Origin of the sequence: Micromonospora sp. NPDC002717 (assembly GCF_040295705.1) — a bacterium.
In the GTDB taxonomy this organism is placed as follows: domain Bacteria; phylum Actinomycetota; class Actinomycetes; order Mycobacteriales; family Micromonosporaceae; genus Micromonospora.
Window position 1 is genome coordinate 49,076 of record NZ_JBEOVW010000008.1, and the last position, 19,725, is coordinate 68,800.

19 protein-coding genes are annotated in these 19,725 nt (G+C 76.0%); 6 read left to right on the forward strand and 13 right to left on the reverse strand.

Annotated elements, in window-relative coordinates:
* Positions 1–21 precede the first annotated feature (21 nt).
* The gene (locus ABT006_RS14055) at positions 22–1,512 is read right to left on the reverse strand and encodes a glycoside hydrolase family 3 protein (RefSeq protein WP_350706283.1); all 1,491 of its coding nucleotides are present in this window, start codon (positions 1,510–1,512) and stop codon (positions 22–24) included.
* 283 nt (positions 1,513–1,795) lie between these two features.
* Between ABT006_RS14055 and ABT006_RS14060 the strand changes: the two genes are divergently transcribed.
* Positions 1,796–1,918, forward strand: a complete 123-nt coding sequence (locus tag ABT006_RS14060) for a hypothetical protein (RefSeq protein ID WP_350686202.1) — start codon at positions 1,796–1,798, stop codon at positions 1,916–1,918.
* 91 nt (positions 1,919–2,009) lie between these two features.
* Positions 2,010–2,957 carry a TIGR03557 family F420-dependent LLM class oxidoreductase gene (locus ABT006_RS14065; RefSeq protein ID WP_350706285.1) on the forward strand — a complete coding sequence of 316 codons (948 nt, stop codon included), beginning with the start codon at positions 2,010–2,012 and terminating at the stop codon, positions 2,955–2,957.
* A 41-nt stretch (positions 2,958–2,998) separates the two neighbouring features.
* Here the strand turns inward: ABT006_RS14065 and ABT006_RS14070 are convergent, their stop codons facing one another.
* Both ABT006_RS14070 and ABT006_RS14075 read right to left on the reverse strand, forming a co-directional pair.
* The gene (locus ABT006_RS14070) at positions 2,999–3,634 is read right to left on the reverse strand and encodes a TetR/AcrR family transcriptional regulator (protein WP_350706287.1); all 636 of its coding nucleotides are present in this window, start codon (positions 3,632–3,634) and stop codon (positions 2,999–3,001) included.
* Between the two features lie 46 nt (positions 3,635–3,680).
* Positions 3,681–4,514 (reverse strand): class I SAM-dependent methyltransferase, encoded by an 834-nt coding sequence (locus tag ABT006_RS14075; protein ID WP_350706288.1) that lies wholly within the window; start codon positions 4,512–4,514, stop codon positions 3,681–3,683.
* 161 nt (positions 4,515–4,675) lie between these two features.
* On the opposite strand from ABT006_RS14075, the gene ABT006_RS14080 reads away from it, so the two are divergent.
* Complete coding sequence (locus tag ABT006_RS14080; protein WP_350706290.1) at positions 4,676–6,307, forward strand: RecQ family ATP-dependent DNA helicase; 1,632 nt, start codon at positions 4,676–4,678, stop codon at positions 6,305–6,307.
* A 66-nt stretch (positions 6,308–6,373) separates the two neighbouring features.
* Positions 6,374–6,877, forward strand: coding sequence for a hypothetical protein (locus ABT006_RS14085; protein WP_350706292.1), 504 nt, complete (start codon positions 6,374–6,376; stop codon positions 6,875–6,877).
* 136 nt (positions 6,878–7,013) lie between these two features.
* Here ABT006_RS14085 and ABT006_RS14090 read toward each other — a convergent pair whose 3' ends face one another.
* On the reverse strand, positions 7,014–7,787 hold the full coding sequence (locus tag ABT006_RS14090) for an ABC transporter permease (protein ID WP_350706294.1): 774 nt from the start codon (positions 7,785–7,787) through the stop codon (positions 7,014–7,016).
* A complete protein-coding gene (locus ABT006_RS14095; RefSeq protein ID WP_350706296.1) occupies positions 7,780–8,748 on the reverse strand; it encodes an ATP-binding cassette domain-containing protein in 969 nt (322 codons plus the stop codon). The genes ABT006_RS14090 and ABT006_RS14095 overlap by 8 nt, the downstream gene beginning before the upstream one ends.
* Positions 8,749–8,846: 98 nt before the next feature.
* On the opposite strand from ABT006_RS14095, the gene ABT006_RS14100 reads away from it, so the two are divergent.
* Positions 8,847–9,611: a TetR/AcrR family transcriptional regulator gene (locus ABT006_RS14100; RefSeq protein ID WP_350706298.1), complete on the forward strand. Its 765-nt coding sequence runs from the start codon at positions 8,847–8,849 to the stop codon at positions 9,609–9,611.
* Between the two features lie 78 nt (positions 9,612–9,689).
* Positions 9,690–10,724, forward strand: a complete 1,035-nt coding sequence (locus ABT006_RS14105) for an AraC-like ligand-binding domain-containing protein (protein ID WP_350706299.1) — start codon at positions 9,690–9,692, stop codon at positions 10,722–10,724.
* A 178-nt stretch (positions 10,725–10,902) separates the two neighbouring features.
* Here ABT006_RS14105 and ABT006_RS14110 read toward each other — a convergent pair whose 3' ends face one another.
* The 8 genes from ABT006_RS14110 to ABT006_RS14145 are packed head-to-tail and all read right to left on the reverse strand — an operon-like array spanning position 10,903 to position 19,693.
* Complete coding sequence (locus ABT006_RS14110; protein ID WP_350706301.1) at positions 10,903–11,886, reverse strand: DNA topoisomerase IB; 984 nt, start codon at positions 11,884–11,886, stop codon at positions 10,903–10,905.
* Complete coding sequence (locus tag ABT006_RS14115; protein WP_350706302.1) at positions 11,870–12,823, reverse strand: glycosyltransferase family 9 protein; 954 nt, start codon at positions 12,821–12,823, stop codon at positions 11,870–11,872. The genes ABT006_RS14110 and ABT006_RS14115 overlap by 17 nt, the downstream gene beginning before the upstream one ends.
* Positions 12,820–13,521 carry an SDR family oxidoreductase gene (locus ABT006_RS14120; RefSeq protein ID WP_350706303.1) on the reverse strand — a complete coding sequence of 234 codons (702 nt, stop codon included), beginning with the start codon at positions 13,519–13,521 and terminating at the stop codon, positions 12,820–12,822. Before ABT006_RS14120 ends, ABT006_RS14115 begins: the two co-directional genes overlap by 4 nt.
* A complete protein-coding gene (locus ABT006_RS14125; RefSeq protein WP_502890946.1) occupies positions 13,518–15,038 on the reverse strand; it encodes a PfkB family carbohydrate kinase in 1,521 nt (506 codons plus the stop codon). Before ABT006_RS14125 ends, ABT006_RS14120 begins: the two co-directional genes overlap by 4 nt.
* Positions 15,039–15,052: 14 nt before the next feature.
* Positions 15,053–15,709 carry a D-sedoheptulose-7-phosphate isomerase gene (locus tag ABT006_RS14130; RefSeq protein ID WP_350706306.1) on the reverse strand — a complete coding sequence of 219 codons (657 nt, stop codon included), beginning with the start codon at positions 15,707–15,709 and terminating at the stop codon, positions 15,053–15,055.
* The gene (locus tag ABT006_RS14135; RefSeq protein WP_350706308.1) at positions 15,709–16,926 is read right to left on the reverse strand and encodes a glycosyltransferase; all 1,218 of its coding nucleotides are present in this window, start codon (positions 16,924–16,926) and stop codon (positions 15,709–15,711) included. Before ABT006_RS14135 ends, ABT006_RS14130 begins: the two co-directional genes overlap by 1 nt.
* Positions 16,911–17,888, reverse strand: coding sequence for a glycosyltransferase (locus ABT006_RS14140; RefSeq protein WP_350706310.1), 978 nt, complete (start codon positions 17,886–17,888; stop codon positions 16,911–16,913). The genes ABT006_RS14135 and ABT006_RS14140 overlap by 16 nt, the downstream gene beginning before the upstream one ends.
* Positions 17,885–19,693: an HAD-IIIA family hydrolase gene (locus ABT006_RS14145; RefSeq protein WP_350706312.1), complete on the reverse strand. Its 1,809-nt coding sequence runs from the start codon at positions 19,691–19,693 to the stop codon at positions 17,885–17,887. The genes ABT006_RS14140 and ABT006_RS14145 overlap by 4 nt, the downstream gene beginning before the upstream one ends.
* Positions 19,694–19,725: the final 32 nt, after the last annotated feature.

The window sequence follows — 19,725 nt, forward strand, 5'->3', positions numbered from 1 at the left end:
GCCGTCGGCGGGACGGGCGGGTCAGCGACCGGTCAGCAGCTCGGCGGCGGCGCGGGCGGCGGCCCGGGTGGCGCCGTGGGTGGCGACGTGAACGGCACCGGTGACCGCCTCGGGCACGCCCAGCTCGACCACGACCGCGTCCGGGCGGGCGGCCAGCGCGCGGCCCACCGCCGCCCGCACCCAGTCGTGCCGGTGCAGGTCGCGCACCACCAGCACCACGCACCGGCCGGCCGCACCGGCGGTCGGGTCGGCGGGCACGTCGGCCTCGGCGTACCGGGCGGTGGTGGTGCCGGCGAGCAGGTCGGCGAGCGGGGCGGCCAGGCCCCACGGCGTCTCCGGGCCGATCGCGATGTTGCGCGGCGGCTCGAACTCCACCACGTGCGCGGGGCCGGCCAGCGGCAGCGCGCCGACGCCGGCGGGCGCGGTGGTGACCCGCAGCGCCCGCCGGGCGGCGGCCAGCCCGACGGCCGAGCCCTCGGCGGAGGGGCGGGGCCGGGGCGGCCGCTCGGCGCGCGCGGTCACCGTCCAGGCGGCGAGCTGGCCGACCCGCTTGGCCGCCTCGGCGAGGCGTTCCTCCGGCAGGTCGCCGGCGACGACGGCGGCGACGATGGCGTCCCGCAGCAGCCGCGCCGACTCCTCGTCGGCCCGCTCGCCGCCGATGCAGATCGCGTCGGCCCCGGCCGCGAGGGCACGCACCGTCGCGCCGGCGAAGCCGTACCGGCCGGCGACGGCCCGCATCTCCACCGCGTCCGTGACCACGACGCCGGAGAAGCCCAGCTCGTCGCGGAGCAGCCCGCCCAGGATCCGGCCGCTGAGGGTGGCCGGCAGCTCCGGGTCCAGCGCTGGCACCAGCAGGTGGCCGGTCATCACCGCCTGCACGCCGGCGGCCACGGCGGCCCGGAACGGGGCCAGCTCGACGGCGTCGAGGCGGGCCCGGTCGGCCGCGATCCGGGGCAGGGCGTGGTGCGAGTCGACCCGCGTGTCCCCGTGCCCGGGGAAGTGCTTGGCGCAGGCGGCGACCCCGCCGGCCTGGAGGCCGCGCACCCAGGCGGCGGTGTGCCGGGCGACCAGCGCCGGCTCCGCGCCGAAGGAGCGGACGCCGATCACCGGGTTGGCCGGGTTGGAGTTGACGTCGGCGTCCGGCGCGTAGTCCAGGGTGATCCCGAGCGCGGCGAGGTCGGCGGCGAGGTCCCGGGCGACCTGCTCGGTCAGCGCCGGGTCGTCCACCGCGCCGAGGGCGAAGTTGCCGGGCCGGGAGCTGCCCCGGGCGGACTCGATCCGGGTCACGTCGCCGGCCTCCTCGTCGATGGCGACGACGACGTCGGGGCGCTCGGCGCGCAGGGTGGCGGTCAGCGCGGCCACCTGCTCCGGGTCGACCACGTTGCGGGCGAAGAGCACGACCGAGCCGAGCCCCTCGCCGAGCCAGCGGCAGATCCAGGGCGGCGGGGTGGTGCCGACGAATCCGGGCTGCAGGACGGCGGCGGCCAGGGCCGCCAGGCTTCCGGCGCTCACGCCAGCACCTCGGCCCGCCCGGCGCGGGGCACCACCACTTCGGCCCGCCCGGCGCGGGGCGCCACCTGCCGGTGTCCCGGCGTCCGGCCGGCGCGCCCGCTCACGCCGGCCCGCCCGCGTGGTGTCTGATGGTTCGCTCGCTCATGCGGTCGTCGTACCCCCGTCTTCTCCGCGCCCCGGCGGCCCGCCACCGGCGGCGGTGCTGCCATGGTCACATCGCCCGACCGAATAGTCAATAAACTTTACAGTTGCCGTCGGCCGCGGAGCTGGGGACAGTTCGGGGATGGATCCCCTGCTGCTGGCCGACGCGACGAGCCCGGCCGACGTCCCCGGCGTACGCCTGCTCGGCCTGGTGGTCGGCGGCCTGCTGCTGCTCGCCGCGATCCGCGCGATGTTCCGGCGCTGATCCCCGCCCGCGCGGCCCGGCCGGTTCCGACGGCGGCCACCGGGGTACCGCCTGCCTCGTTGGACCCGGTACGACACGGCGAGGGGGAAACATGAGGATCGGCTACTTTCTGTCCACAGAGGAGTACGTGCCGGCGGAGCTGCTCGAACAGGCGCGCGCCGCGGAGCGGGCCGGCTTCGAGGCGCTCTGGATCTCCGACCACTACCACCCGTGGACGGACGCGCAGGGGCAGAGCCCCTTCGTCTGGTCGGTGATCGGCGCGCTCAGCCAGGTCTGCCGACTCCCGGTCACCACCGCCGTCACCTGCCCGACGGTGCGCGTCCATCCGGCGATCGTCGCCCAGGCGGCGGCCACCAGCGCGGTCATGCACTCCGGCCGGTTCGTGCTCGGGGTGGGCAGCGGCGAGGCGCTCAACGAGCACATCCTCGGCGACGTCTGGCCGCAGACCGACGTCCGACTGGAGATGCTGGAGGAGGCCGTCGCGGTGATCCGCGAACTCTGGCGGGGCGGCTTCGTCAACCACCACGGCCGGCACTACACCGTCGAGCACGCCCGGATCTACACGCTGCCGGACACTCCCCCGCCGATCTACGTGTCGGGCTTCGGCCCGAAGGCCGTCGACCTGGCGGCCCGGATCGGCGACGGTTTCGTCAACACGTCCCCCGACGCCGATCTGGTCCGGCGGTTCCGCGCGGGCGGCGGCGACAAGCCGTGCCAGGCCGGCTTCAAGGCGGCGTACGCGCAGACCGAGGAGGAGGGGATGCGGATCGCGTACGAGCGTTGGCCGAACGCCGGGGTGCCGGGCGAACTGTCCCAGGTGCTGCCCTCGCCGCGGCACTTCGAGCAGGCCGCGGAGCTGGTCCGGCCGGAGATGATGAAGGACGCGTTCGTCTGCGGGCGGGACGCCGACGCGCACCTGGCCAAGATCGACGAGTACGCCAAGGCCGGCTTCGACGAGGTCTACGTCGCCAACACGGGGCCGAACTGGCAGGGCATGCTCGACCTCTACCAGCGCGAGGTGTTCCCGCGCCTGCGCTGAGCGGTGTTTCCCCGGCGGCGCGACAGGTGCCCCGGCCCGGCTCAGTCGGGCGCCGGGGCGATGCCGCGTAGCAGGGTGACGACCAGGTCGTCGACGGTCCGCGCGGGCAGCTCGGCCGGGGCCGGGGCGGCCGGGTCGAGCAGGTGGCCGAGCACCAGGTCGTGACAGACCCCGACGACCAGGGCCGCGACGGCGTCGGGCCGGGCGTCCGGGGCCACCCGGCCGAGCCGCTGCTCCGCCCGCAGGTAGTCGGCCAGCTCGGCGCGCACCCAGCCACCCGCGACGGGACCGGGCAGCTCCGCGAAGCGGGCGAGCACCCGGGGCTGGTGCAGCAGCCCGGTGAAGGCCGGCAGGACCGCCGCGTGCAGCGCGAGGGCCCGGGTGAGGTGCGCGCGCAGGTTCGCCCCGACGGTCCCGGTGCCCGGCTCCGGCGCCGGCCCGCCCGCCCGCTCCTCGGCGGCGCGGACGTGGGCGTGCAGCGCGTGCGCGAGCAACTCCTCCTTGTCGGCGAAGTGGTTGTAGAGCACGCCGTCGGCCACGCCGGCGGCCCGGGCGATGTCGCGCACGGTCAACCCGGCCACGCCACGGTCGGCGATCAGCCGCTCCGCCGTGGCGATCAGGTGATCGCGCAGACTCCGGTCGCCGCCCCGCAGGGCCGCCGCTGTCCTGGGTGACATCACCCGAATCGTAGAGACGTCGCCGAAGGCCGGCCGACCGCCCCGGTCAGCCGGGGCGGCGGGCGGTGACCAGCCAGGCGGTGCCGCGCAGGCGTACCGCGTCGGGCTGCTCGTACCGGCGCAGCGCCTCGGTCAGCGCGGCGGTGGCCCGGTCGACGGTCGACCGGTCCACGCGGTCGAACTGGTGGCGGATCGGCCCCCAGCCGGCCAGGAAGGCCGCGGCATCGGCGGCGTCCCGTCCCCAGACCTGGGGCGCCTCGACGGCAGCGCAGTCGACGTCGGTGAAGCCGGCCGCGGTGAGCACCCGGTCGACCACCGCCGGGTCGGCCAGCGACAGCGGCTCGGCCACTCCCGTCCCGTCCCCGTCCGGCGGGGGCAGGTGGGCGGCGAGGGCGGCGAGCACCTGGCCGAGGTCACGTCGGCGGATGTCGTCCATGCAGAGGAAGGCGAGGCGACCGCCGGGCCGCAGCGCGCGGCCGAGGTTGGCGAAGGCGGCCACCCGGTCGGCGAAGAACATCACCCCGAAGCGGCTCAGCGCCACATCGAACGCCCCTGGCGGGAACGGGTGGACCTGCGCGTCGGCCTGGTGGAACCGGACGTTGTCCACCCGCTCGGCGACGGCCCGGTCCCGGGCCCGCTCCAGCATGGGGGCGGAGAGGTCGACGCCGAGCGCCTCGCCGGTGCCCGCCCGCCCGGCCGCCAGCCGGGTGAGCTGGCCGTTGCCGCAGCCGACGTCGAGGACCCGGTCACCGGGGCGTACGGCCGCCAGCAGGGCCTCGTTGAACCCGCTGTTCACCGCGTCGTAGCGGTCGTGGTGCGCGGCCCAGTGCCGCCCCTCGTAGCCGTTCCACGCCTGCGCCTGCTGCTCGTTGACGATCATCGACCCGCCTTCGGAACGTAATGAACAGTCGTTCATGAACGAGTGTTCATAGTGGCTGGCGGATGTCCCGGCTGTCAACGGAGCCGGCCGTCGGGGATCGTCCGCGCCACCCACCCCGCGGCGGTTTCGCCGCTGATCACGGCGGGTACCTCCGGCCCTCGATGAAACTGTCCACGCACTCGACGACCCTGCGCCGCGCGGCCAAGAGCCTCTTCGGCTGGACGGCGCTGCGGCCCCACCAACTGGCCGCCATGCGGGCGGTGATGAAGCGCCGCGACGCCCTGGTGGTACTGCCCACCGGTGCCGGCAAGTCGGCGATCTACCAGATCCCGGCCAGCCTGATCCCCGGCCCGACCGTGGTGATCTCCCCACTGCTCGCCCTCCAGCAGGACCAGATCGCGGCCCTCAACGAGCGGCAGCGGCCGGAGCTGCGCGCGGTGCGGATCAGTTCCGCCGAGTCGCCCGCCCAGCAGGCCGAGGCGATCGCCGAGATCCGCGACGGGCGGGCGGAGTTCCTCTTCATCACCCCGGAGCAGCTCGCCAACCCCGACCGGACGGCCGAGGTGAGGTCGCTGAGGCCGGCGCTGGTGGCGATCGACGAGGCGCACTGCATCTCCGCGTGGGGGCACGACTTCCGCCCGGACTACCTGGCACTCGGCCACCTCGTCGAGGGCATCGGCCGGCCGCCGGTGGTGGCGCTGACGGCGACCGCCTCACCGCCCGTACGCGACGACATCGTCGCCCGGCTCCGGCTGCGCGAGCCCGAGGTGGTGGTCTCCGGGCTGGACCGGCCGAACCTGTTCCTCGAGGTCGCCCACTGCCCGACGGAGGACTACCGGTGGCGGCGGCTGCTCGCCCTGCTGCGCGACGACACCCGGCCCGGCATCGTGTACGTGCCCACCCGGCGCTCCGCGGAGGAGTTGGCGGCCCGGCTCACCGACGCCGGGTTCCCGGCGCAGTACTACCACGGCGGCATGGCGGCCGGCGCCCGCGCCGAACTGCACGAGGCGTTCCTCGCCGACCAGGTGCCGATCATGGTGGCCACCTCGGCGTTCGGGATGGGCATCGACAAGCCCACCATCGCCTGGGTGGTCCACATGGCGCTGCCCGACTCGCCGGACAGCTACTTCCAGGAGATCGGGCGGGCCGGCCGGGACGGCGCGCCGGCGCGGGTGCTGCTGCTCTGGCAGGCCGAGGACGTCGGGCTGCAACGGTTCTTCAGCGGCGGGCTGCCGGACGAGACGGAACTGCGCGACCTGTCCGCGCTGCTGCGCAAGCAGGCGCGCACCAAAAAGGAGCTGCGCGAGGTCACCGGCCTGGGCCCGCGCAAGCTCGGCCAGTACCTCGCCCTGCTGGAGCAGGTCGGCGCGGCCGAGACGCGGGCGAGGCAGCGCGTCGGCGCGCCCCGCTACTCCCCCACGCCCGTGGACGCCGCCGCGGCGGCCCTGGCCGAGGCGGAGCGGCAACAGAGCGTGACCCGGTCGCGCACCGACATGATGCGGGCCTTCGCCGAGACCACCGCCTGCCGGGGGCAGACGCTGCTGGCCTACTTCGGCGAGCAGATGACCAAGGTCTGCGGGCACTGCGACAACTGCCACGCCGGCACCAGCACCGCCGACGACGGCGCGGTCGGCCCGTTCCCGGTGCACAGCCAGGTCCGGCACCCGGAGTGGGGCCCCGGCCTGGTGCTGAGCTACGAGGAGGACCGGATGACGGTTCTCTTCGACGAGGTGGGGTACAAGACGCTGTCCGTCAGCGTGGTGTCCGAACAGGGCCTGCTGACCCTCGACTAGCCTGAGCCGGGCACCGCTGGCGGGGCCGTGGACGACGAGCGATTCAGTGCGGGAAGGGGCGTTGCCGTGATCGAGCAGCCGGCGTACACCGGGTTCGGTTTCTCCGACGAGGACTGGGGGCTGCTGGTCGGCCTGCCACAGTCGGTGGTGGCCGCGGCGAGCGCCGCCGAGTCCGACGGCACCAGGCGCACCATGGCGGAGAACGCGGCCGGGCTGGAGACCATCTCCGCCGGCCGGGAGTCGGCCAGCCCGCTGGTCGCCGCCGTCGCCGGGGAGGTCGTCTCCCGGGTGGGCGACCCCGAGGCCGGCGAGGAGCTGCCGGTCATCGCGCCGTCCGACCCGCGGGCCTACCTGGAGGACGTGCTGGGCCGGGCCAAGGAGGCGGCGGCGCTGCTGGCCGCCAAGGTGGACGAGGGCGAGGCCGGGGCGTACAAGCACTGGCTGGTGGACATCGCCGAGCAGGTGGTGGGCGCGGCGTCCAGCGGCGGCATCCTCGGCCTCGGCGGGGACGTGGTCAGCGACTCGGAGCGGCGCTTCCGCGACCGGCTCGCCCAGGTGCTCAACGACTGACACGTCGGCGACGGCGGCGCCGGACGAGGTCCGGTGCCGCCGTCGCCCGGTCCGGGTGGCCGCCGACGCGCGTCCGGCGCGAGCGGCCGGGCCGGACGCGTCGCCGGGTCGACGCGCGGCGGGATCCGCGCGGCGCTCAGGCGACCCGGCGGCGGAACAGCACCACGCTCGCCAGCACGGCGACGAGCAGGATTCCGAGGCACCAGGCCACGGCCCGGGCCGGAGCCGTACCCGTCGGGGTGTCCAGCAGCAGGGCCCGCAGCGTCTCGATGACGGGTGTGACCGGCTGGTTGTCGGCGAAGCCGCGCAGCCAGCTCGGCATGGTCTCCACCGGCACGAACGCGCTGCTCGGGTAGGGCAGGAACATCACCAGGAAGGTGAAGCCGCCGGCCGCCTCCGGGGTGCGGGCCAGCAGGCCGAACGCGGCCGAGAGCCACGACACGGCGAGCAGGAAGAGCAGCAGCACCCCGAAGGCGGCCAGCCAGCGCAGCGGCGCGACGGTCGGGCGGAAGCCGATGGCGACGGCGACGGCGAGCACCAGCACGGTGGAGACGGTGTTGCGGACGATGCTGGCCACGACGTGCCCGCCGAGGATCGCGGCGGCGCTGACGTCCATCGTGCGGAACCGCTCGATCACCCCTTCGGTCAGGTCGGTGGTCACGCTGACGGCCGTGCCCGCCGCCCCGAAGCCGGCGCAGAGCAGCAGCACGCCGGGGACGACGTAGGTGACGTACCGGGTGCCGGTGTCGATCGCGCCGCCGAACAGGTAGACGAAGAGCAGCATCAGGATCACGGGCAGCAGCAGCGAGGTCAGCAGCGCGTCGACGTTGCGCCGGGACAGCCGCAGGCAGCGCGCCGCCATCACGAGCGCCTCGCCGGCGCGGGAGGGCCGCAGGGTCAGCTCAGACACGGGCCACCTCCCGCGCGGCCGTCACCGGGTCGTCGGTGAGGGTGAGGAAGACGTCGTCCAGGGTGGCCTCGCGGACGGTGAACCGGGCGAGGCCCTGCCCGTCCGGGTCGACCTCGTCGAGCAGGTGCCGGACGTGCGGCGCGCCCCCGTCGGTCGCCACCGCCAACTCCAGCCGGGCCGGGTCGCGGTGCGTGACCCGGTCGCCGAGGCGGCGCTCCGCCGCGGCGAAGCTCGGCGCGTCGCGCAGCGTCAACTCCAGGCGGTGGGCGCCGAAGCGGCGCTTGAGGTCGCCCGCGCTGCCCTCGGCGGCGAGCCGGCCGCCGTGCAGCACCGCGATCCGGTCCGCCAGCCGGTCGGCCTCCTCCAGGTACTGGGTGGTGAGCAGCACCGTCACCCCCGCCCCGGCCAGCTCGGCCACCACCTCCCACAGCCCCTGCCGGCTGCGCGGGTCGAGGCCGGTGGTGGGCTCGTCGAGGAAGATCACGGACGGCTCGCCGACCAGGCTGGCCGCGAGGTCGAGGCGGCGGCGCATGCCGCCGGAGTAGGTCGCCACCCGCCGTCCGGCGGCGGCGACCAGGTCGAAGCGCTCCGTCAGGTCGGCGGCCCGGCGCCGGGCGGCGGCGGGGGACAGCCCGGCCAGCCGGGCCATCATGTGCAGGTTCTCCGTGCCGGTCTGCTGGTCGTCGAGCGCCGCGTGCTGGCCGGCGAGGCTGATCGTCCGCCGCACCCGGCGCCGGTCGCGCACCACGTCGTGACCGTCCACCCGGGCCACGCCCCCGTCGGGGGTGGCGAGCGTGGCCAGGATCCGGACGGTCGTGGTCTTCCCGGCCCCGTTCGGGCCGAGCAGGGCGTACACGCTGCCCCGGGCGACCCGCATGGTCAGGCCGTCGAGCACGGTGACCCCGCCGTACGACTTGCACAGGTCGATCGTCTCCACCGCCTCAGGTGCTGCTGCTCCCATCGCCACTCACCCTCCGCATTCCGCGTACGTCGTACGCTATTCTGCGTAGAAGATACGCAGAAGCTAGGATGGCGGTCAAGCCGGATCGGGAGGTGAGGGTGAGCGACGCCGACGTCGAGCTGCCCGAGAGTGTGGAGATCGCCTGGGGCCTGCGCGAACGCCCCGGAAAGGGGCCCAAGCGCAGCCTCAGCCTGGAGCAGGTGGTGGCCGCCGGCATCCGGGTGGCCGAAGCCGAGGGACTGCCGGCGGTGTCGATGAGCCGCGTCGCCGGCGAGCTGGGCGTGGGCACCATGTCGCTCTACCGTTACGTCTCCGCCAAGAGCGACCTGCTGGAGCTGATGGCCGACGCCGCGTACGGCGATCCGCCGCCACCGCGCGGCGCGGACGAGGGGTGGCGGCCGGCGCTGGCCCGCTGGGCGCTGGGCAACGCGACAGCGATCCACCGCCACCCGTGGACCCGGCACGTCCCGGTCGGCGGCCCGCCGATGGGCCCCAACCAGGTGCGCTGGATGGAACAGGGGCTGGACACCCTGCGCGGCACCGGCCTGCGCGCCGCCGAGCGACTCTCGACGATCCTGCTGGTCAGCGGGTACGCCCGGCACTGGGCCACCCTGACGGCGGACATCACCGAGGCGGCGGCGCGGACCAGGATCAGCCCGGAGGAGGCCGGCGCACGCTACTGGCAGCAGCTCGCCCGGCTGACCCGGCACGGCCCGTACCCGGCGATCCGCGCGCTGCTGGCCGACGGCGTCGCCGCCGAGGGCGACGACGCGGAGGAGTTCGACGCGGAGTGGCAGTTCGGCCTCGACCGGGTGCTCGACGGCGTCGAGGTGCTGGTCCGCAGCCGCTCGGCGGCGGACTGAACGCGAACCCTCCCTGGCCGCCACCGGCCGCGTCGCCCACAATGGCCACCGGACGGAGCGCGAGGGACGGGGGCGGGGATGCTGCGGCGGACCACCATCGACACGGAACAGGTTCCGGCAGCCGACCGCTTCGGGATGTGGCTCGACATGGTGGCCCGGACGGCGACGCCGCTGCGGATCCGGACGGAGCACGCGCGCGACTTCGCCGCCCGAGCCGAGATCATCGAGCTCGGCCCGATCCAGGTCGTCAACTACCGGTACCCGTCGCTGGACTGCGTCCGGACGCCGAAGCTGGTGCGCCAGTCGGATCCGGAGGTCTACATGCTGGCGCTGACCGTCAACGGCGACGGCGTGGTCAGCCAGGCCGGCCGGAGCAGCGTGCTGGGGCCCGACGAGTTCACCTTCTACCACGCCTCGCGCCCGCACGGCGTCCGGCACCTCGGCGACGACCGGGGCCAGGAGGCGGCCCGGTCGGTGGTGGCGCTCATCCCGCACGGCGCGCTGCCGCTGCCGCCGGACCGGCTGGCTCCCCTGCTCGGCGGCCGGATGTCGGGCACCGAGGGGATCGGCGCGCTGCTGGCGCAGTTCCTCGTCCAGGTCGCCAACCATCCCGAGCAGTACCATGCCGCCGACGCCGCCCGGCTCGGCACCGTCGCGCTGGACCTCGCGTCCACCATGCTCGGTCGGCACCTGGTGGCCGAGGACGCCGTGCCCACCGAGGTACGCCGGCGCGCGCTGGTCGCCCAGGTCCAGGGCTACATCCAACGGCACCTGGGCGACGCGACGCTGAGCCCCCAGGTGGTGGCGGACGCCCACCACATCTCGCTGCGCAGCCTGCACCGGCTCTTCGAGGCCGAGGAGTCGACGGTCGCGTCGTACATCCGGGACCTGCGACTGGCGCGGTGCCGGCACGACCTGGCCGACCCGGGCCTGCGCAACCATCCGATCCAGACGATCGCGACACGCTGGGGTTTTCCCGACAAGGCGCACTTCAGCCGGGTCTTCCGGGCGGCCCACGGCATGACGCCGCAATCCTGGCGCGCCAGTCAGGCGGAGCCGGCACGGAAAGTCAACTCGACGGCGTCCACGGTCAACCCGGTCGGGGCAGACTGACATCCGAGGCGGCCGATCCCCTCCCGCCGATGGCGACAGCGGGATCGGGGCGCCAACGGGGGCCGTGGCGAGGCGCCCGCCGTCCATGGAGGCGGCGGGCGGCCGCCCGGTGACCACCCGGACTTGTCCTGGACCCCGGCCCCGTCGCCCACTCCCCCAGGACCGACGGCGGGGCCGGTCAGGCCTCCTCCAGCAGTTCCAGGACGATCTGCTCGGCCCTCTCCCGGGGCGTCCGCCCGTCGACCGGGGCCACCACACCGTCGTGGTAGAGGTCGACCACACGCGGGTCGACGTAGGACGTACGTGCCACGGTCGGGGTGTTGCCGAGCAACTCCGCGACGTTCCGCATCACCCCCGCGACCGCCCTCCTGCGGGCGGTGACCGAACGCTGCGCCCCCGCCGTCGCCAGCGCGGTGGCGGCCAGCACGGTGGCGTGCCAGGTCCGGAAGTCCTTCGCGGTCATCTCCCCGCCGCTGGCGTCGCGCAGGTACTCGTTGACCTCGTCGCTGCGCACGTCGCGCCAGTCCCGGCCGTCCCAGTAGCCGAACAGCCGGTCGGCCGCCCGCCGCCGGCGCCGCAGGTTGGTCAGCACCCGGCACAACTCCGGGTCCTCGATCCGGCGCACCTGCTCGACGCCGCCCTTGGCGGGAAACTCGAACACCACGCAGCCGCCCCGGGACCGGGCGTGCTCCGGCCGCAGGGTCGACACCCCGAAGGTCGGGTCGTCGCCGGCCGCGTACTGGTCGCTGCCGACCCGGAACATGCCCATGTCCAGCAGCCGGGTGACCGTCGCCAGCACCCGGTCGCGGTTCAGCCCCCGGCCGGAGAGGTCCTGCCCGACCCGCTCGCGCAGCACCGGCAGCCGGCGGGCCACCTCCAGCACGTGGTCGAACTTCGCCTCGTCCCGCTTCTGCCGCCACGTCGGGTGGTAGAGGTACTGCTTGCGTCCCGCCGCGTCCACGCCGGTGGCCTGGATGTGCCCGTTCGGGTGCGGGCAGATCCACACGTCCCGCCAGGCCGGCGGGATCACCAGCTCCCGCAGCCGGCCCAGCGCGTCCGGGTCGCGGACCGGCTCGCCGGCCGGGTCGAGGAAGAGCCACCCCTTGCCGCGCCGGCGACGCCCGTACCCCGGCCTGCCCGGATCACTACGCCGCAACCGCACCGGAAACCCGCACCGCCCGTTCCGCCTCGTCCACGGCGGCCACCACCTCGTCGACACCCACGGCCGCCAACGTCGGATGCGTTCCTACCCCGTCCCACCTCGGCCAATCCCGTCCGCCGGCCCACAGCACCCGGTGCCGGGGGCGGTCCGGCGGCGGCCCCCACAGTGCCGGCGGGACCGGGCCGAAGAGCACCACGGAGGCGGTGCCGTAGCCGGTCGCCAGGTGCGCCACGCCGGTGTCCCCGCAGACCACCAGCCGGGCGTACGCGACCAGGGCCGCCAGCCCGGCCAGGCCCGTCCGGCCGGCCAGCACCGCCGTGCCGGGCAGCCCCGCGTCGTACGCGACCCGCTCGGCGAGCGCCCGCTCGTCGGCGCTGCCGGTCAGCACCACCCGGTGCCCCCGGCGGGTCAGCTCCCGGGCGAGCGCGGCGAACCGCTCCGCCGGCCAGCGCTTGGCCATGACCTTGGTCCCGGGGTGCAGCACGGTTGCCCCGGTCGGGGCGTCCCCCGCCGGCGGCCGGCGCAGCCCGAGGTCGGCCGGGTCCGCCGCCGTCCCGTACCAGCGCAACAGCCGGCACCAGCGGCGCACCTCGTGCTCGTCGTCGGCCCAGTCGGGGCCGTCGTGGTGGCCGGCGGCGGGGTTGGCGAAGGCGAGCAGCCGGCCGGGCCGGGTCTCGGCGAGCATGCGGTGGGACTCGGGGCCGCGGCCGTGCAGGTTGACGGCGAGGCGGGGCCTTCGCACGGCGGGGTCGAGGCGGCCGAGGCCGTCGGCGGGCACCAGGCGGTCGACGCCGCCGACGAGGTCGACCAGCGGGGCCAGCCAGGCGGGCGCGGCGAGCGCGAGTTCCTCGTCGGGGTGGGCGGCGCGCAGGGCGCGCAGGGCGGGGACGGCGGTGGCGAGGTCGCCGACGCCGAGGGCGCGCAGGGCGAGGATCACGGGTAGGAGGTTTCCTGTTCGGCGCAGACGACCATCTCGCGGACGGCGCAGCCGGGGGGCTGGGTGAGGGCGAACATGACGGCGGCGGCGGTGTCGGCGGGATCGTTGAGGTTGGCGTCGGGGCCCGGCCGGTACTGGGGGTCGCGGTCGTCGAAGAAGGCGGTGCGCATGCCGCCGGGGATGAGCAGGGTGACGTTGACGGTGCCGGCGAGTTCGGCGGCGAGGGCGCGGGTGAAGCCGACGACCCCGAACTTGGCCGCGCAGTAGGCGGTGGCGTCGCTGACCGCCTTCACCCCCAACGTCGAGGCGACCGTGACGATGCTGCCCCGGGAGCTCTCCAGGAACGGCAGGGCGGCCCGGACGACGGCCGCCGTGGCGAGCAGGTCCACGGTCACGACGCGGTCCCAGGTCTCGCCGGGGAGATCGGCCAGCCGGCCCGGCACGTCCACCCCCGCCGCGGTGACCACCGCGTCCAGCCCGCCGGAGCGCTCGGCGAGCTGCCGGGTGGCGGCCTCGGCGGCCCGCGTGTCGGCCAGGTCGCACTCCACCCACGGCACCCCGTCCGCCGGCGCGTGCCGGTCCAGCACCACGGGCCGGCCGCCGGCCCGGGCCACCGCCGCGACCACGGCGGCGCCGAGGCCACTCGACCCGCCGGTGACCAGCACCGTCTGCCCGGCCCCGGGCGGTGTGCCGCTCACCGGGTGCCCTCCGCCGTGCTCGGCCGCTGCGCCGACGCGCCCCCGGAACCGGGGCCGGGCGGCGGACAGGTCGGCGGCACGGTGTCGGTGAGCGGCGGCACGGCGGCGGGGCCGGCCGACCGGGCCGCGGCGATCAGCCCGGTGGTGGAGCGACCGTCCAGGTACGGCACCACCACGGTGTGCCCGCCCCAGCGGCGCAGCACGTCCGCCTCCGGCAGGGCGGGCTCGCCGCCGTCGCCGGCGTAGTCGCCGCCCTTGACCCAGACGTCCGGCCGCAGCCAGGACAGCGCCGCGTGCGGGGTGGACTCGTCGAAGATCATCACCGCGTCGACGCAGCTCAGCGCCGCGAGCAACCGGGCCCGGTCGCCCTGCGGGATCACCGGCCGGTCGGGGCCCTTCAGCCCGGACACGCTCGCGTCGGAGTTGAGGCAGACGACCAGGCAGTCGCCGAGCTGCCGGGCGGCCTGCAACGTCGCCACGTGCCCGGCGTGCAGCAGGTCGAAGCAGCCGCCGGTGGCGACCACCGTGCCGCCGGCCGCGCGTACCGCCGACACCACGGCGGCGGCCGCGGCCACGCCGACCCGCTCCCCGCCGGGGCTGGACACCGCCGGCGGCAGTGGACGCGCCGGCGGCAGCGCCGTCGCCACTCCCCCGCCCGCCACGTACGCCGACGCCTCCGCGACCGCCTCCTGCACCGCCTCGGAGACCAACGCGCCCCGCGCGAGGGCGAGGCTGGCGGTGGCGGCGAACCGGTCGCCGGCGCCGCAGGTGTCCCCCTCGGCGGTGGTCGGTGCGGAGACCACCAGCGGGGTCGAGCCGGCGTGGCAGAGCAGCGCGCCGTCCCCGCCCAGGGTCACCGCGACCGCGCCGGCCCGCCAGCGCTGCCGCAGCCCCTGCGCGTCCCGGGACGCGGTCGCCAGCCGGGTCGCGCCGGGCGGGGACTTGACCAGTTCCCGCACCTCGGACTCGTTCGGGGTGGCCAGGTGCACCCCCGGCACCGCCGCCGGTCCCCGCGGGTGGGGATCCCAGACCACCGGCGCCCGGGTCTCGGCGAGGGCCGCCCGCAGCGCGGGCTGCCGGGCCACCCCCCGGCCGTAGTCGCTGACCAGCACGGCGGAGGCCCGGGCGATCACCCGCAGCACCGCGTCGGAGGGCTCGCCCGGCGTGCCGGCGGCCCCGCCCCGGTCGTGTCGCAGCAGCACCCGGCCCCGGGCGCGCAGCCGGATCTTCTCCGGTGTGCCGCCGCGCAGGCCGAGGGCGTACACCTGCACCCCGGCGGCGTCGAGCAGCGAACTCAGCCGGGCCCCGCCGGCGTCGTCCGCCAACGCGGTCACCAGCACCACCTCCGCGCCCTGGGCGGCGGCGAAGACCGCCGCCAGTCCGGCGCCGCCGGGCCGGTCGACGTGGACGGTCTCGTCCAGCACCGGCACCGGCGAGTCCGGACAGAGCCGGTTCACCACTCCCTCGACGTCGCGGTCCAGCAGGGTGTCGCCGACCACCACCACGGGTCCCGTCACGCTTCCCCTCCTCATCACGCGTCGACCTGCTGACCTGCCCCACCGTCGAGCACCACCTCGACCCCGGTCCGCACGGGCGCCCCCGGCCCGGCGAGCGCCGTCGGCAGCGCCTGCTCCACGTACTCGCAGAGCAGGTGGCTGGTGACGAGGTGGAGTTCCTGGACGACCTGACTGTCGGGTGAGGGGACGGCGAGGGTGTCGTGGCAGAGGTCGGCGAGGGGGTTGGGGGCGGGCCCGGTGAGGGCCCAGCAGCGCAGGCCGGTGTCTCGGCCGGCCTGGGCGGCGGCGAGGAGGTTGGTGCTGGTGCCGCTGGTGGACAGCAGCAGGAGGATGTCGTCCGCGCGGCCGTGGGCGCGCACCTGGCGGGCGAAGACCTCGTCGTAGCCGTAGTCGTTGCCGATGGCGGTGAGGGCGGAGGTCTCGGCGTGCAGGGCGATGGCGGACAGCGGTCGGCGGTCGTCGCGGAGTTTGCCGACGAGTTCGGCGGTGAGGTGCTGGGCCTCGGCGGCACTGCCACCGTTGCCGGCCACCAGCAGCCGGCCGCCGTCGACCAGCCGGCGCGCCAGTGTCTCCCCCCACCCGGCCAGCAGCTCCTCGTACTGCCGGAACGGCAGCAGCGCCGCGGCCAGGTTCGCGAGGTGCGCGTCGAGCGGCGTCGGGGCCGCCGCCATCAGGCCACCACCCGGGTGGGCCGGCGCACCGCCGCCACGTCGCCGTAGACCTCGACCAGCCGCTCGGCGGTGGCCGCCCACGAGTACCGCCGCCGGGCCCGTTCCCGCGCCGCGGCCGCGTACGCGAAGCGGCGGATCCGGTCGTCGAGCAGCCGCTGGATCGCGGTGCCCAGCGCGCGCGGGTCCCGGGCCGGGACGAGGTCGCCGGTGACCCCCTCGACCACGGTGTCCTTGATGCCGCCCACGGCGGTGCCCACCACGGGCACCCCGCACGCCATCGCCTCCAGCGGGGTGAGCCCGAACGGCTCGTACCAGGGGGCGGCCACCAGGACGTCCGCCGAGCGGTACCAGCGCCCCATCTCCTCCCTCGGCACCGCGCCGACCAGCTTCACCCGGTCGGCCACCCCGCAGGTGCCGGCGAGGGCGCGCAGCCGGCGGGCGTACGGGTCGGTCTCCAGCAGGCCGGCGGGCGGCCCGCCGACCACCACGCACTCGGCCCCCGGGACGTACGCCATCGCCCGGACCACCGTCTGGAAGCCCTTCCGCTCGACCAGCCGGCCGACGGTGAGGATCCGCGGCCGGCCGTCCTCCTTGTCGGCGGTCGGGCCGAGCGGGGCGAACGTGCCCAGGTTGACCCCGGACGGGACGACCGTCATCCGGGACCGGGGCACGCCCATCCGGACCAGCTCGCCCACCTCGTCCTGGCACTGCGCGATCACCCGGTCGACCGAGCGGCCCAGCTCGCGCTCGTAGCCGATGCGGCGGGCGGGGCTGGTGTCCTGCACGCCCTGGTGCCGGCGCTTCACCACGCCCAGGGCGTGGTACGTCTGCACCACCGGCACCCCGGTCTGCCGGCTGGCGGCCAGCGCGGCGAGGCCGCTCATCCAGAAGTGCGCGTGGATCACCTCGGGCATCCAGTCCCCGCCCCGCCACCGGTCGACCAGCCACCGGCTGAACTCCTTCATGTGCGGCAGCAGCGCGTCCTTGGCGACCGGCTCGGCCGGCCCCGCCGGGACGTGCACGACGTCGTAGCCGTCGGCGCTGCGTACGGTCACGGGCAGGTCCACCGCGTCGCGGCGCGTGTAGACCCGCACGTCGTGTCCGGCGGCCGCGAGCGCGGCGGAGAGCTCGGCGACATGCGTGTTCTGACCGCCGGCGTCCTCGCCGCCCAGGATGGCGAGCGGGCTGGCGTGCTCCGAGATCATCGCGATGCGCATACTTCCTCCTCCAGCAGCCGGTCCCAGTCGGCGAGAAAACGGTCGAGGCCGTAGCGCTCCCGGGCGGCGGCGCGGGCCACGGCCCCCGCCCGGCGCGCCTCCGCCGGCTCCTCGACGAACCGGCGGGCGGCGTCCAGCAGCGTGTCGACCCGGGTGGACAGGGCTCCGGCGCCGGGCGGCACCGCCGTCACCGCCTCGGTGGTGGCCAGCGCGACGACCGGCATCCCGATCGACATCGCCTCGATCAGGCTCAGCCCGAGGGACGTCCACCGGCACAGGTGCAGGTACGCCCGCCGCCGCCCCAGCTCGGCGTGCATCCGGTGCTGGGGCACGTCGTCGTGGCTGGCCAGCCGGTCGGCCGGCAGGCCCAGGTGGTCGGCCAGCCCGGCGACCCGCATCCCGAAGACGTCCAGCGGGGCGATCTCGGCGAACCGGGGCAGCAGGTCGGTGCCGGTGACCCGCCCGCGGCGTACCGGCTCGTTGATCACCACCGCCAGCCGCTCCAGCTCGCCGGTGTACTCGGCGGTGGGCGGGACGATGCCGTGGTCGACCACGGTGGTGCGGGTGGCGCCGGTGTCCCAGAACAGCTCGTTGAATGCGGTGACGTGGGCGATGAGCAGGTCGTCCCGGTCGGCCATGGGGTGGCGGCTGTGGGGGACGTCGCCGTCCTTGGGGGTGTTGTGTTCGACGTAGACGGCGGGGATGTCCCGGCCGGGGCGGCGACCGAGCCACTCGGTGGCGAGGTCGAGTTCCTCGGGGCGTTGGAGGACGACGAGGTCCACGTCGGCGGTGCGCAGGTCGTCGGGGGTGACCTCGACCGCCGTGTCCGGCCAGGGATAGGTGCGGGCGCGGCCGAGACCGTAGGGGCCCCGGTCGGGCGTGACCGGCACGAGGTACCGGTGCTTGCCGTGCACGAACGAGGTGGTCCAGGAGCCGTGCACGTGCCACAGCAGGACGTTCATCGGCCGCTCCCGCCGGTGCTGGCCGCCGCCGGCACACGGTCTCCCACGCCGCCCCCGTCGGGCGCCGGCAGGCCCGCCGGGGCCACCCCGAGCAGCCGCAGCGCGTCGAGCACCTGCCCGGCCCCGACGCCGCTGAGGCAGGGATGCCCGGGCACGGGACACCGGGCGGCCCGGGTGTCCCGGCAGGGGGCCTCGGCGTCGCCGAGCCGTACGGTCGGCACCCGCCACGGCCCCCACTGCCCGAACGGGACGGTCGGGGCGAAGAGGCTGACGACCGGGACGCCGTGGGCGGCGGCGAGGTGGGCGGGGCCGGTGTTGCCCACCACCACCGCGCCGGCCCGGGCGACGGTGGCGGCCAGTTCGGCGAGCCCGGTCCGCCCGCCGAGGTCGACGGCGTCGTCGCCGGCCACCTGGGCGGTCAGCTCGCGCTCGCCGGGGCCACCGGTGACCACCACCCGGTAGCCGGCGCCGGTCAGGGTGCGGACGATCCGGGCGGCCAGCTCCGGCGGGCAGCCCCGGGCCTGCGCCGCCGAGCCGGGGTGCAGCACCACGTAGCCCGGCTCGCCGGCCTCGGGCGGGGGCTCCGGCGCCGGGCGCAACCGCAGGGCCGGTTCGTCGTCGTGGGCGAGGGTGTAGCCGGCGGCGGCGGCGAGGGAGAGGGCGCGCTCGGGTTCGGGTACGCCGGCCGGGACGCGGTGGCGCACGTCGAGCAGGGCGCCGGGGTAGTCGTCGCTGATCGCGCTGATCCGGTCGACCCCGGCCAGCCGGAGCAGCAGCGCCAGGGGCAGGGCGGACTGGTGGAAGCTGGTGAAGATGACCGCCTCGTCGGCGCCGACGGCGGCCAGCCGATCCGTCAACGCCGTCATGTCGGCCGGGTCGACCGGCTCCGGGGTGGGGTCGATCCAGGGCAGCGGGTGTTCGACGATCTCGTCGACGCCGGGCAGCAGTTCCGCGGCGGCCCGCCCCCGGGGCCCGCACAGCATCACCACCCGTCCGGCGGTGGCGGCGACGGCGCGGATGCCGGGGCCGGTGACCAGCACGTCCCCCGCGGAGTCCGACCGCACCACCAGCACCGTCCCGCCCCGCTCCCGCCGGCCGACCGGCGGAACGGTGCCGGTCCCGGTCCACCGGGCAGGTCGAATGCCGGCCCGGCCGGGGATGGCCGGGTCGAGGGCCGGCTGGCCGTAGGTGGCCGGGTCGAGGGCCGTCTGGCGGCGCAGGATCTCCGCCACCGCCGCCGGCAGGTCCGCCGCGACCTGCGGGGCGGCAGCCACCTCCTGGGGGCGGGTCACCGGCGTGGGCACGAGGATCCCCACCGCCCCCGCCGCCAACGCCGCCGTCATGTCCCGGCCGATGTCACCCACCAGCACACACCGCGACGGCACCGTGCCCAACTCCCGGGCCGCGGCGTGCACCAGCCCCGGCGCCGGCTTGCGGCACCCACACCCGTCACCGTCGTCGTGCGGACACACCACCCACGCGTCGAACCGCCCCAGCAGTTCCTCGACCCGGGCGTGCACCGCCCGCATCTGCGCCTCGCCGAAGCAGCCCCGCGCCAGGCCCGACTGGTTCGTCACCACCGCCAGCTTCAGGCCGGCGGCCCGCAACCGGTCCAGCGCCGCCCGCGCCCCCGGCATCGGCCGCACCTTCTCCGGGTCACCGTTGTACGGCACGTCCTCCACCAACGTGCCGTCCCGGTCCAGCAGCACCGCGTCGAACAGGACGGGCCCGGACGCGCCCCGGTCAGCGCCGGCACAAACCCGGGCTGACCTGCGCTGATCCGGCTCCACCTGGTCCTGTCGCACAGCCGGCGGGTTCCCGGCGCCCCGGGGAGTAA

Excerpts from the sequence above, each read along its gene's own strand:
- ABT006_RS14060 (WP_350686202.1), top strand. The coding sequence starts at position 1,796 with ATGGATCCCCTGCTGCTGGCCGACGCGACGAGCCCGGCCGACGTCCCC.
- ABT006_RS14065 (WP_350706285.1), top strand. The coding sequence starts at position 2,010 with ATGAGGATCGGCTACTTTCTGTCCACAGAGGAGTACGTGCCGGCGGAG.
- ABT006_RS14070 (WP_350706287.1), bottom strand. The coding sequence starts at position 3,634 with ATGTCACCCAGGACAGCGGCGGCCCTGCGGGGCGGCGACCGGAGTCTG.
- ABT006_RS14075 (WP_350706288.1), bottom strand. The coding sequence starts at position 4,514 with ATGATCGTCAACGAGCAGCAGGCGCAGGCGTGGAACGGCTACGAGGGG.
- ABT006_RS14080 (WP_350706290.1), top strand. The coding sequence starts at position 4,676 with ATGAAACTGTCCACGCACTCGACGACCCTGCGCCGCGCGGCCAAGAGC.
- ABT006_RS14095 (WP_350706296.1), bottom strand. The coding sequence starts at position 8,748 with ATGGGAGCAGCAGCACCTGAGGCGGTGGAGACGATCGACCTGTGCAAG.
- ABT006_RS14105 (WP_350706299.1), top strand. The coding sequence starts at position 9,690 with ATGCTGCGGCGGACCACCATCGACACGGAACAGGTTCCGGCAGCCGAC.
- ABT006_RS14130 (WP_350706306.1), bottom strand. The coding sequence starts at position 15,709 with ATGGCGGCGGCCCCGACGCCGCTCGACGCGCACCTCGCGAACCTGGCC.
- ABT006_RS14135 (WP_350706308.1), bottom strand. The coding sequence starts at position 16,926 with ATGCGCATCGCGATGATCTCGGAGCACGCCAGCCCGCTCGCCATCCTG.
- ABT006_RS14140 (WP_350706310.1), bottom strand. The coding sequence starts at position 17,888 with ATGAACGTCCTGCTGTGGCACGTGCACGGCTCCTGGACCACCTCGTTC.